The following is a 12115-nucleotide window of genomic DNA, read 5'->3' on the forward strand; positions in this document are numbered from 1 at the left end:
ATTCTCTTTTAGTATTCATGTATGTGTTTTATCCATCCTGAAAGACCGTTTAGGTCGGTATTCAGAATGATACGAATATACAAACTTTGGTTTTGTTTAGCGATGTTTTCTTTTGAGATTTTATACAAAGAAATTAACCGCGGTACTTTCGTCGCCGGATGAAGTTAAAGATCAATCCAAAAACGGATATCAGCGCCAATGGCAAAATCACATTCAGCAACTGCCAGAAAAGCTTTTCTTCGCGCACTTTTACTTTATCCAGCAAGCGGATTTTAAACACGCGCGAACGAAGCGACATGATCCCGGCATCGTCGCACAGGTAATTGACCGCGTTCACCAGGAATTCTTTGTTTCCGAAGGTTTGTTGCGAGTAATTGTCGTAACCCAGCGGCCTGGTTTGAATTTGCCCGTCGCGTCGAGATACCTGGTTTGCAATCAGGCTGCCGTCGGCCAGCACAATCATCTTCGCCGGTTTCGACTCCGCCAGTGCATTGATATCCGGATCAAATTCTTTTGTCATCCGGTTTTGAAAAACAGAAGGAAATACCCCTTCGAGCAGCATACCAACAGGCACCTGTTGCCGGTGAAACAAATCGCGTGCAGGCGGGTTGTTGATACTCTGCAAACTGATTTCTTCCGGAGTCCTCACGATCCGGGCATAATTTGATGTATGGAGAATTACGGTCTTTTTCACGCCGGAACTTTTCCCAACCGTGTCGATGGAACTGACAAATTCCGATTTCAGCCGGTTCAGGTTCCGGCTGATCACATGCGATGAGGCCGGGGTTAGCAAGGGAGAATAGTACCAGGGAGCGGGTGTAAACTTAGGCGGACTACCCGCCGGTGAAGTATCCACGGGAATCATCAGGCATTCCACATCCTGCACCAGGTCGGGATTGACCCGTACCCCATATTTAAAAAGCTGGTCCATCAGCTTCAGGTCGCGGGGGAAAGCCAGCGTTGTTTCTCCGCGGCTCAGGCTGTCGAGGCTAACCTGCACCGGATCGAAAAGCCAAAGGATCCGTCCGCCCCGCATCAGGTACTGGTCGACATAAAACTTGGCAGTCTCCGAAAACGGCTCCGAAGGATCGGCAATAATCAGCGCTCCGGGGATGGTGTCACCCAAAATCAATTCATGGGCAAACCGATCGGTGATCCGGTAGCTCTCCGCCAGGGTCCGGCGAATATCGTAGGTCGCCGCTTCATTCAACTCTCCCTGCCCGGTAAGAAAAGCCACTTCCTGCCGCTTTTGCCCCATTAACAACTGAAGTGCCCGCATCAACTCAAATTCAAGGGTTTCAACCGAGTTATTCAGATTTTCTTCGGCCGGAAGGGCCGGATTATTTTTAAGCAGGTTAACGCCTATTTCTACATTTTTATAGCGGATTGTCGCCCCGGGGAAGATCAGGCGGGTAACCGTACCTTCGTCGCGGTTCAGGCGCAAGTCGGTTGGCTGCAAACCCGATTCAACCAGGTATTCAAACAGCTTGTTCCGGTCGTCGGCATTGGTTATTTCGTAGGGATCATGGATTTCGCAACGCACCCGGTAAGCCGACCAGGCATTGATATCCTGCACCTTTTCGTTGATGGCTTGTTGTAATTTCCGGAAGCCAGGAGGCAGTTCTCCTGCTAAAAACAGATCTACCTTCACCGGCGCCTCCAGTTTTTGAATCAGTTCTTTCGAAACAGGCGACAAACTATATCGCTTCTCGGTGGTCAGGTCGACCCTGAAAAAAACACGGGACGACAGAACCGATATAAGCAAAACAGCCACCAGCAAGATCAGAAATTTCCGTAACTGTACATTTCGTTTTTTCTGTTTTTGCTGGAGGAAAAGGCTGGTGAGCATCAAAAAGATAAAGGTAAGTGTAATAAAATAAACCACATCGCGCGAATCGACCACTCCCCTGCTCACTGATAAATAATGCTCGTTCATACCAATTCCTGTAAAAAAAGAGCTAAGCGACAACGGGATATTCATGGAGGCAATAAAATCGAAGCCGGTATAAAAGAAGAATGAAAGGAACAAAGCCGCGATAAAGGCAAAAATCTGGTTGTCGGTGAGTGCCGATGCCAACATACCCATGCCAACATATAAGGCCGCCAGGAAGAACAGACCGATAAACGACCCCCAGGCAGCGCCACTGTCCCAGTTTCCTGCCGGGTTTCCCAACGAATAAACGGAATAAAAGTAAATGAGCGTGGGAAGCAGACAAACAACCACCAGGAACAAACCCGCCAGGTACTTGGCCCACACCAGTTGAAACAACGATAACGGACGGGTAATCAACACTTCGAGTGTTCCGAGACGTTTTTCTTCGGCAAACAAACGCATAGTCAGCGCCGGTACAAGAAAAAGAAAAATCCAGGGGGCCAGTGAAAAATAACTGTCAAGGGTAGCATAGCCGTTTTCAAGTAAGTTAAACTCTCCCGGGAAAACCCAGAGGAACAAACCATTGGCGACAAGAAAAACAAAAGCAACCAGGTAACCGGTCAGTGATCCGAAAAAGCTGGTAATCTCTTTACGAAATAAGCTATACATGCCTCAGTTTATTATTATATGCTCCAACGAAGATAGGAAAAGATTATTTTGATTGCCGGAGTTTTTCGATGATCAGGCCGGCAGCCCTGGCCGATGCCCCCGGCCCTCCCAATAACTGATGAAGCTCGTCGTAATCCCGCATCATCCGGTCGCGGTGTACCGGATTACAGATGATTCGTTCCAGTTCATCCCGGATGTTTTCTGCCGAACAATGATGTTGCAACAATTCTTTCACCGCATCGCGTTGTAAGATCAGGTTCACCAGCGACACCCATTTTATTTTCAACACCTTCTGCCCGATTTTGAAGAAAACAGCGCCGCCGGCCATCCGGTAACAAACCACCTGGGGGCAAGCAATCACCCCTGCCTCCAGCGACACCGTACCGGAAGCCAATACAGCCGCATCGGCCTGTTGGAGCGTATCGTAGGTTTTATCATGCAGCAGGATGGCCTCGTAACCGTTCATCAGTCGGGCATAAACCCGGTCGTCAATATTTGGCGCTGCCGTTACAATCAGCTGGTGTGTTTTAAAGCCTGATGCCGCTTGTAACATACGGGGCAAAAGGGAACGAATTTCCTGCAGGCGGCTTCCGGGAAGCAGGGCAATCACCGGTTTATCCGAAAGGTTATTCTCCGTGCAAAATTCCGCAAAGGTTTTCCCGGTAAGTTTCGAAGCGATGGCGTCGGTCACCGGGTTACCCACATAATTTACCGGGTAACTAAAACGTCGGTAAAAACCGGTTTCAAAAGGAAGAATGGTAAACATTTCATCGACAAACGCTGTGATCTTTTTAATGCGCCGCTCTTTCCATGCCCATATTTTCGGCGAGATATAATAATATACCCGGATATTCTGTTTTTTGGCAAACTCGGCCATACGAAGGTTAAAGCCCGGGTAATCGACCAGCACCAGCATGTCCGGTTTAAAGTCGAGCAAATCGCGTTCGCAAAGCTCAAAGTTCTTTTTGATGGTACGCAGGTTGAGCAACACCGGAATAAAGCCCATGAAGGCCATCTCGCGGTAATGTTTGGTCAGCTGCATCCCGGCCTGTTCCATCAGCTCACCGCCAAATCCGCGGATCCGGGCCCCCGGGTCCTGTCTCATCAGTTCACGGATCAGGTTGGAGGCATGCAAATCGCCGGAAGCCTCGCCTGCTATAAAATAGTATCTCATCCTGTACAATAAGGTGTAAGAATTCAAATGTAAGTGTTTAAAATGAATTTGCCATGAAGGCGTCGGGCGTATATTGGCAGTCTGATGAAAATTGGAATTTCAAACTGGCGGGTGTTCAAATAATTTTAGCCTGATTCTTATAATGTTATTTCTTTTTCGGAAGCAGGGCTATTTTAGTTGTATTAGTAGTCGTTCTTACATACTGGATCTTGCGGAATGTAATTTGACGATTTTGTTGCTAAAATGCCTTTGAAATTAAAACTGCAAATGCATAAACAAAAGTGGCCATTAAAACCCCGCGTGCCGCCATATCCCATTTTCTTCTGAAAAAATAAAGAAACACCAGCAAATTTGGAGTCACACACAGCGACAGCATTTTAATGAGCATATCCAGCTTCCATAAACCGGAAAGATACTCCGTAAACGAAACTTCGCTCCCGTTGACAAAAAACATCAGCATAAAAATGATCAGCGGTAACACCATGCCGGGAATAAAGCCAAAACGAATTTTGTTTACGTTACGTTTAATTTTTGTTTCCATTCAGAACCTCCAGTTTTTCATTTGTTGTGACGTCTCGTGACAGGTCATATCTACATTTACCGGAACAATTGACACAAACTGGTTTTCCAGCGCGTGCATGTCGGTTCCCGGCTGATCCGGTTCAAAGTTTTTAAAATAACCGCTCAGCCAATAATAGTTTCTCTGGTGAGGATCGGTTCGTTTTTCAAGCTCTTCGACCCATTTACCGGCCGTTTGGCGACAAATTTCGACCCCTCTGACTTCACCCTTCGGAATATTGACATTCAGACAGGTAAAGTGAGGCAGGCCATTTTCGGCAACCGACTGAAAGATACGGGCCACCCACATTTTCGCACGTGTAAAATCGGCATCGGCATCAAAATCGCAGAGCGAGAACCCAATGGAGGCCACCCCATGCAAACAGCCTTCGATGGCGGCGCCCATCGTGCCCGAATACAATACGCTGATCGCCGAATTTGTGCCGTGATTAATGCCGGAGACAACAAAATCGGGATGGCGGTCCAACAAATGGTTAAAGCCCATTTTTACACAATCAACCGGGGTGCCGTTGCATTTGAAAAGGGTATATCCGTCTTCCTCCTCCATTTTTGTCGCCCGAAGCGGCTTGTCAACCGTTATGGCACTCGACATGCCCGACATGGACACCTCGGGTGCAATAACCACCACATCGCCAAAAAGTCGCATCACATCGGTTAGTTCTTTCAATCCTTTTGCATGAATTCCATCGTCGTTGGTAACAAGAATAAGCGGGCGGTCTTCCATTTTTTATTTGTTTGAATCGAATGACAAATATAATCCAATCGGGCAGAACATCATTTTCTTTCAGCCAGAATTCGAGGGTCAAATTTCCAAAAACAAATACATTTGCCCGACTGGCTTACCGGATATGGCAACCTGGAGCGCCTGTTTTCGTATCGTATAACATAAATCACAAACAAGCAGAGATAGTCATTTAAATAAAAATCTAAAAACACCTGCCATGAAAAAGCAAAAAGATGCCATCGTCTGGGCCGAAATTCCGGTGCTAAATTTTGATCGGGCAAAAGAGTTCTATTCAAAATTGCTGAATTATGAGATGCAGGATCAGTCATACGGAAAATTCCGCATGGGTTTTTTGCCGATGGATCCTAACCTGAAAGGCGTTGGGGGCGCTATTGTTCAGGGCGAAGGATATACGCCCAGCAGTTTAGGTTCAAAAATATACCTGAACGCCGGAGACGACTTAAAAGAAGTACTGGCCCGCGTTGATATTGCCGGAGGAAGAGTGATTCAACCCAAAACCCTGATCACGGGAGAAATCGGCTATTATGCCGTTTTTGAAGATACGGAGGGCAATCATGTTTGTCTGTATTCAAAAAAATAGAAAGAAACAGAGCCGGGAGTCCCGGCTTCTTTCTTTTTAGCGGCAGAATAACTAAATTGTGCGCCGTCAAACACTAAACTCAAATACATGAAACCAACTTCTTCCCGCCGGTCGTTTTTGAAAACCGGAACGCTTGTTGCAGCTGCGGGCAGTTTCGCCTTATCTCATTTAAACAGCTGCGCTGCGCCACAACAACCCAACCCGAAACCCGGACAAACACCCAATACCCGGTTTGCAGTCAATATCGAAATCTGGTGGAAAGATCTGCCGGTTACCGAGCGGATCGAAAAAGCGGCGGAACTGGGATACAGCGGTATCGAATTCTGGGGCTATGAGGACAAAGACCTGGATGCGATGGCCGAAAAATGCCGGGAGCTGGGAATAACCGTCTGCCAGTTTACCGCCTGGGGATTTAAACCCGGCATGAACAATCCGGTGAATCACGATCAGTTTGAAGAAAAAATAAAAGAAGCCATCCAGGTCGCGAAAAAACTGAACTGCAATATGGCAACCGTTGTTGGCGGCGACGATCAGGAAGGGATGACGCAGGAAGAAATGCATGCTCACATCACCACCGCGCTGAAACGCGTAAAACCCCTGGTGGAAGAAGCCGGGCTGATGCTCATACTCGAACCCATGAATATCCGGGTCGACCATAAAGGACATTCGTTGTACGGCAGCGCTCCGGCTGTAATGATTTGCCGCGAAGTAGATTCGCCCATGGTGAAAATCAACTGGGACCTGTATCACATGCACATTACCGAAGGCGACCTTTGCGGGCGCCTCAACGAAGGTTTCGACCAGGTGGGATACATCCAGGTGGCCGATCATCCGGGACGGAAAGAGCCTGGCACCGGTGAAATTTATTACCCCCGCGTATTCCAGGAACTTAAAAAACTCGGGTATACCGGCTTTGTAGGGTTGGAATGCTGGCCGCTGGAAGATGAACAGACCGCCGCTCAACGGGTAGCTCGGGCCGACCAGTGGTAAAACAACGTGAATAGCTGAAGTTTGTCCGGAAATTGGGGACCACCTGATTTTTGGACAAACTTTTTTATTCGGTCAACTGAGTAAAAGAGCGATGGTCACCCCAACAAAGGTGCCGATTACATAGCCAAGTATACCGACCAGAATACCGGGCGTAATCAGCTTTTTCTGGCCCAATGAGGCAGCCATGGGAGCTGCAACAGACGGCCCCATGATGTTGGCAGCCGAGGATACAATCACCTCATAAACATCCAGGCGAAACAACTTTGCCGTTGCCAGTAACACACCGAAATGGATCAGCAGCACCAGCAGGTAAAACCCAAGTACTGCAGGCCCAACATGAAGAATATCCTGCAAATTAGTAGCCGCGCCGATCGTTGCCAGAAAAATATACATCATCCACAAGCCAACGGCAAAGGCTGTATCTTCAAGAAACTTCAAACGCTTCGGGAACAAATTGGCCACTAAAACCGACAAAAGCGTGATCACCAGGATGCTCATGTTCATTTTTGCCGCGAACAAATGCTGCAACAGCCCATCGATAAACATTCCCGTTCCGGCAATTACTGCTGCCAAAAAAACAGATAAAGCAATCCGTTCCATGGTAATTGGCATATCAACAGACTCCGGCTTCGTCGCTGTTTCCTGATTTTCCGGTTTTGTGCGGGCAAAAAAACGTTGTAAAAAAGGAACTGAAGGAACCGCGATCAGCAATAAAACAAACAGATTAGCCGCAAAATTATCAACAGCAATGGTTGCAGTAAAAAGGGGATGTGTGCTGAAATTCAGAATCTCGCCGGTTGCAACAAAGTTCATGCTTCCGCCAATCAGGGTAGCAGCGATCACGCCGGCTGCACTACCCGAATCCGCGCCAAGATCAATCAGGGCATAGGCCAGCAAACAGCCTAAAACAACGCCGGCAGCGCCAATGACGTAGGCCACCAGCAACTTCCCCCCTTCACTGATAATCCGTCCCAGGTTGGACCCCAGCAGCAACATCGGAACAGCTAAGGGAATAAACCAGTCGTAAACCAGGTCGTAAACAGGAACCCGGACATCGGTCCCGGAGGCTACGGGCACAAAACCGGACATTGACAATACCGACATGAAAAGCATGGTAACGACAATTCCCGATACCTTGCCTAACCATTTTCGGTGTTCAGCCCAGATTCCCAACGCGGATGCCCCCAATAACACAGCAAAAAGGGCAAGATGATTTTCGGATGATATCATTGAGGTCATATCTTACTTGGTTGCAAATCGACAAATCTGCTATTTATTTTCCGGGCAATTTAACTGAATATGCCGGTTTTTGCAAAAGCGCCGATCATTTTTCAGACAAACCCACTAATGATGATCAGCCTGCGCTTAGCACACTCAAAAATCTTCATTTAAAAACTGTCAAAACGCATTCTGTTTTCGGAAATTCATTTCTTTCAAAAAATACTTTTAAAATTTTTTTAAATAGTTTAGCTTTTTTATGTATTTTTATATATTATTGTATGACCTAATTAAACAAATAAGCAGATGTTGTTGCTCAAAAAGGAAAATATGGACAAAATGGCCATCAGTGAGCTAAAACGTTACCGGCTTCGCATGCAGATTATGAGTTTGCTCTACAAAAAAAGCATGCAATCAGCATCTGCCTTAAGCAAAAAAACGCACGTCAGCCTGCCTACTGTCCGTTCCATACTTGACGATCTGATGATTGAGAACATCGTTCGCGAATCAGGCACCGGTGATTCGATTGGTGGACGAAAACCGACCATTTACAGCTTATCCGAAGATGCATACTGCATACTCGCCGTTGAACTGGGACATTACAAAGCCAAGGCGGTTCTTTACAACAGCCTGAACAAAGAGATCAGTTCGATACTTGAATTCACCACAAACATCGATGATCCTCAACTTGAGGAACGAATGGACGAAACCCTTGTGAAGTTACTGGCTGAATCGCGGCTGACCAAAGAAAAAATCACCGCTATTGGCGTATCGATGCCTGGCTTAATTGATTCGGAGAAAGGAATTAACCAGACCATAAAAGACCAGCAAGCCCGAAATATAGGGGAACGGCTGACCAGATACTTTAACATCAGGACCTACATTGAGAACGATGCGCGCATGCAGGCGCTCGGCGAATTTGTATTCGGGAAGGCAAAAAATACCAGTAACACCGCCGTGCTAAACTGGAATTGGGGACTTGGACTGGGCATTATTTTAAACGGGGAAATTTATCGCGGATCAAACGGCTGTGCCGGCGAACTCAGTCATATCCGGATGATTGAAAACGGGGCATTATGTGAATGCGGCAAACGGGGATGCCTTCAGACCATTGCCTCGGCACAAAGCCTCCTCGATCTGGCCCGGGAAGAAGTATCAAAAGGGACCCTGTCGCACTTAACAAGCACATTTGCTCACCATCCGCAGGATATGTTGCCGATTGACATTGTAAACAGCGCCAAAAAAGGCGACGAACTATCCATCTCGCTGCTCGGGAAAATCGCCACGAAACTGGCCTGGGGACTATCCATTCTCATTCAGTTGTACAACCCCGAATTAATTGTATTAAACGGCCCGCTGACCAAGGGCAATCAATATATTTTAATCCCAATCCGTCAGGCATTGAATCAATACTGCCTGGAAAATATTTCGGAAAAAGTACGAATTGAAATCTCCGAAATGGGTGAAAGTTCCGGCCTTAAGGGCGTAGCAGTCATGGTTTTTCAAAAAATATTCCGAGACAAATCTGCCGACATGTAACCGGCAGTATTAATAAATAATGTTTATCATTCATTCTGTTTCACTACTTTTTAAAAATTATGCTTATGAATCGAAAATTAAACTTGTCTAAAAGGTGGCTGACAACTCTTGTCGCACTTTTTATGGGAGTTGGCATCCTGATGGCCCAGGAGGTCAATCTTTCAGGAACCGTAACCAGCTCTGAAGACGGCAGTCCGTTACCTGGAGTATCCGTCATTCAGAAAGGAACTACCCGCGGTACTGTTACCAACATTGACGGGAAATATACTATTTCCGCACAAAAAGGGGCAGTAATTGTATTCTCATTCATTGGGATGCAAGCACATGAGTACACTGCTCAGAACACAACTACCTACAATGTTGTGCTTCAACCTGAAACAACAGGCTTGGAAGAGGTGGTAGTCACTGCACTGGGTATCACAAAGTCGGAAAGAGCAATTGGTTTTGCCCAGTCAACTATCCAGGCTGAAAAACTGGTTCAAAAAGGTACGCCTAACCGCGCAACCATGCCGTGGTAATGGTTACCGGAGATGATCGGGAAAAAGTAAGCAGTACGGCTGAAAAACTCGTCCGGCATTTTTGGGAGGTCCGCGACGAATTTTCATTTGTTGCCCCCACCGGAAACCTGCACGAGTGCCTTGACAAAGCCCTGGCAAGCGACAAACATCCGTTCTTTATCAGCGATTCGGGCGATAATCCGACTGCCGGCGGCGCAGGCGATGTCAGCTGGACCTTGACGCAACTGCTGGAACGCCCCGAATTTAAATTAGCAAAAGGTCCCTCGCTGATTTATGCCTCCATACCCGGACCCGGCCTGATTGAAAAAGCCGTAGCAGCCGGTGTGGGGAAACGCGTTGAGGGGTACGTCGGGGGCATGGTGGATGCGCGTTATGCTCCCCCGCTGAAGATCTCGGGAACCGTGCAATCCATCGTACACGGCGATAAAAATGCCGAAACCGAAGTGGTCGTACGGGTCGGAAGCGTTGATGTGATCGTCACAAAAAAACGAAAACCCTACCACAAGGAAGCCGACTTTACCCGGCTTGGGCTGAATCCGCGGGAAGCGGGTATCGTCGTGGTAAAAATCGGCTACCTGGAGCCCGAACTTTACGACATGCAGGCCGACTGGCTGCTGGCGCTTACGCCCGGCGGGGTCGATCAGTACCTGAAGCGCTTAAGCTACAAGCGGATCAGGCGTCCGATGTTCCCTTTAGACAAAGACATGAAGGATCCCGATCTGGAGGCCAGGCTTGTCCCTTCATCCGACGAGCTGGATTAATTGATGACTTCAATTCAGAAAAACAGATGGCACATTGGCAAAATGTTAGATTATACCGGCTCTATTTAAGGTTTATTAAGACTTAAATCGACCATCTTTTGAATTTTTTTTCTTAATTGCATCACCAATTAAACAAATATTAAACAACCTTGCATACCCGGAAAGATCCCATCAACATGGCCATCAGCGAGCTTAAACGACACCGGCTCCGCGCACAGATCATGAGGCTTTTGTATACAAAAGGAGCCCAGTCGGCTACCATTTTGAGCAAAAAAAACAACGTGAGTTTACCAACTGTCAGAGCCATACTTGATGAGCTGATTGAACGAAAGCTCGTTTTTGCCTCCGGCATTGGCGATTCGCAGGGCGGACGTAAGCCCGCTTTATACAACCTCCGCGAAGATGCTTTTTTTATCCTGGCGGCCGAGTTTGGACATTACCGGGCTAAAGCGACCCTCTTTAACTCCCATAACCAGGCCATTTGTTCCATACACGAATTTGATACCCACATTGATGACCCGCAGCTGGAAGATAAGTTGGCAGCTGTTTTCGAAACATTATTAACGGAGGCTGCTCTTCAAGCCGATAAAATTACCGCGATAGGCTTAAGTATGCCCGGCTTGATTGATTCGGAGAACGGAATCAACCGGACGATCAAAGACGAGGCCTCGCGTAATATCGTATCCCGGCTGACCAAACGCTTTAAAATAAAAACCTACCTGGGAAACGATGCCCGGGCACAGGCCTTGGGCGAATTGGTTTTCGGGAAAGCAAAAAATACCCAAAATACCATTGTTTTAAACTGGAACTGGGGGCTTGGCCTGGGATTGATCCTGAATGGCCACATTTATCGCGGATCAAACGGTAGCGCCGGCGAACTGAGCCACATCCGGGTTGTTGAAGACGGCGATCTTTGCGATTGCGGCAAACGCGGTTGCCTTCAAACCATTGCCGGAGCACGGAAGTTACTCAATATGGCCCGCGAGGAGGTCGACAAAGGAACCATATCGCGACTGACCAGTCAGTTTGCATCCAATCCGCAGGATATTGAACCTGCCGACATCATTCAATTTGCCAAACAGGGCGACGAATTGTGTATTTCACTGCTGAACCGAATCAGCAAAAAGCTGGCCTGGGGGCTCTCCATCCTCATCCAGTTGTATAATCCCGAATTAATTGTGCTGAACGGCCCCTTGACCGAAGCCGGTCAATATATTTTAATCCCTATTCAGCAAACCTTAAACCAGTATTGCCTCGAAAACATTTGTATGAATGTGAAAGTGAAAATCTCCGATGCCGGCGACACCATCGGACTGAAAGGGGTGGCCGTTATGGTCTTTCAAAATATTTTTCACGACAAATCGGTACACTTGTAACTCGCTTCCGCACTGACAATCATCGTCATGCCAGGCATAACAGAAAAACAAACCGTTGTTTTTCAGAAAAAACGCGTCCCCTTGTAATGAAAC

The 12115-nt window shown here is 47.3% G+C and carries 11 protein-coding genes; 6 read left to right on the forward strand and 5 right to left on the reverse strand.

Annotated features, from left to right (window positions below; all coding sequences use genetic code 11):
- Nucleotides 1-133 precede the first annotated feature (133 nt).
- The 4 genes from gldG to surE all read right to left on the reverse strand — a co-directional run bounded on the left by gldG (nucleotide 134) and on the right by surE (nucleotide 5019).
- On the reverse strand, nucleotides 134-2542 hold the full coding sequence (gene gldG / locus AC6H3C_RS19420) for a gliding motility-associated ABC transporter substrate-binding protein GldG (RefSeq protein ID WP_497517175.1): 2409 nt from the start codon (nucleotides 2540-2542) through the stop codon (nucleotides 134-136).
- A 43-nt stretch (nucleotides 2543-2585) separates the two neighbouring features.
- Entirely contained in the window at nucleotides 2586-3743 is a 1158-nt protein-coding gene (gene lpxB / locus AC6H3C_RS19425; protein ID WP_497517176.1) for a lipid-A-disaccharide synthase, read from the reverse strand.
- Nucleotides 3744-3954: 211 nt separating this feature from the next.
- Entirely contained in the window at nucleotides 3955-4257 is a 303-nt protein-coding gene (locus tag AC6H3C_RS19430; RefSeq protein WP_497517177.1) for a hypothetical protein, read from the reverse strand.
- Complete coding sequence (gene surE / locus AC6H3C_RS19435; protein ID WP_497517178.1) at nucleotides 4258-5019, reverse strand: 5'/3'-nucleotidase SurE; 762 nt, start codon at nucleotides 5017-5019, stop codon at nucleotides 4258-4260. It lies immediately after the preceding gene.
- 217 nt (nucleotides 5020-5236) lie between these two features.
- On the opposite strand from surE, the gene AC6H3C_RS19440 reads away from it, so the two are divergent.
- Together AC6H3C_RS19440 and AC6H3C_RS19445 are read left to right on the forward strand one after the other, a co-directional pair.
- Nucleotides 5237-5620, forward strand: coding sequence for a VOC family protein (locus AC6H3C_RS19440; protein ID WP_497517179.1), 384 nt, complete (start codon nucleotides 5237-5239; stop codon nucleotides 5618-5620).
- Between the two features lie 87 nt (nucleotides 5621-5707).
- Complete coding sequence (locus AC6H3C_RS19445; RefSeq protein ID WP_497517180.1) at nucleotides 5708-6610, forward strand: TIM barrel protein; 903 nt, start codon at nucleotides 5708-5710, stop codon at nucleotides 6608-6610.
- A 72-nt stretch (nucleotides 6611-6682) separates the two neighbouring features.
- Here the strand turns inward: AC6H3C_RS19445 and AC6H3C_RS19450 are convergent, their stop codons facing one another.
- On the reverse strand, nucleotides 6683-7849 hold the full coding sequence (locus tag AC6H3C_RS19450) for a DUF819 family protein (protein WP_497517181.1): 1167 nt from the start codon (nucleotides 7847-7849) through the stop codon (nucleotides 6683-6685).
- Nucleotides 7850-8134: 285 nt separating this feature from the next.
- Here AC6H3C_RS19450 and AC6H3C_RS19455 point away from each other — a divergent pair, with 285 nt between their 5' ends.
- The 4 genes from AC6H3C_RS19455 (at nucleotide 8135) to AC6H3C_RS19470 (ending at nucleotide 12022) form a co-directional block, all read left to right on the forward strand.
- Nucleotides 8135-9367 carry an ROK family protein gene (locus tag AC6H3C_RS19455; protein WP_497517182.1) on the forward strand — a complete coding sequence of 411 codons (1233 nt, stop codon included), beginning with the start codon at nucleotides 8135-8137 and terminating at the stop codon, nucleotides 9365-9367.
- Between the two features lie 65 nt (nucleotides 9368-9432).
- Entirely contained in the window at nucleotides 9433-9885 is a 453-nt protein-coding gene (locus AC6H3C_RS19460; protein ID WP_497517183.1) for a carboxypeptidase-like regulatory domain-containing protein, read from the forward strand.
- A complete protein-coding gene (locus AC6H3C_RS19465) occupies nucleotides 9885-10646 on the forward strand; it encodes an MlrC C-terminal domain-containing protein (protein ID WP_497517184.1) in 762 nt (253 codons plus the stop codon). Before AC6H3C_RS19460 ends, AC6H3C_RS19465 begins: the two co-directional genes overlap by 1 nt.
- Nucleotides 10647-10795: 149 nt before the next feature.
- Nucleotides 10796-12022, forward strand: a complete 1227-nt coding sequence (locus tag AC6H3C_RS19470; protein ID WP_497517185.1) for an ROK family protein — start codon at nucleotides 10796-10798, stop codon at nucleotides 12020-12022.
- Nucleotides 12023-12115: the final 93 nt, after the last annotated feature.

This window comes from Gaoshiqia sp. US2, assembly GCF_059705485.1.

Bases quoted from the DNA above. Each gene is read 5' to 3' on its own strand.
- gldG (WP_497517175.1), bottom strand. From the start codon at position 2,542: ATGTATAGCTTATTTCGTAAAGAGATTACCAGCTTTTTCGGATCACTG.
- AC6H3C_RS19430 (WP_497517177.1), bottom strand. From the start codon at position 4,257: ATGGAAACAAAAATTAAACGTAACGTAAACAAAATTCGTTTTGGCTTT.
- surE (WP_497517178.1), bottom strand. From the start codon at position 5,019: ATGGAAGACCGCCCGCTTATTCTTGTTACCAACGACGATGGAATTCAT.
- AC6H3C_RS19440 (WP_497517179.1), top strand. From the start codon at position 5,237: ATGAAAAAGCAAAAAGATGCCATCGTCTGGGCCGAAATTCCGGTGCTA.
- AC6H3C_RS19445 (WP_497517180.1), top strand. From the start codon at position 5,708: ATGAAACCAACTTCTTCCCGCCGGTCGTTTTTGAAAACCGGAACGCTT.
- AC6H3C_RS19450 (WP_497517181.1), bottom strand. From the start codon at position 7,849: ATGACCTCAATGATATCATCCGAAAATCATCTTGCCCTTTTTGCTGTG.
- AC6H3C_RS19455 (WP_497517182.1), top strand. From the start codon at position 8,135: ATGTTGTTGCTCAAAAAGGAAAATATGGACAAAATGGCCATCAGTGAG.
- AC6H3C_RS19460 (WP_497517183.1), top strand. From the start codon at position 9,433: ATGAATCGAAAATTAAACTTGTCTAAAAGGTGGCTGACAACTCTTGTC.
- AC6H3C_RS19465 (WP_497517184.1), top strand. From the start codon at position 9,885: ATGGTTACCGGAGATGATCGGGAAAAAGTAAGCAGTACGGCTGAAAAA.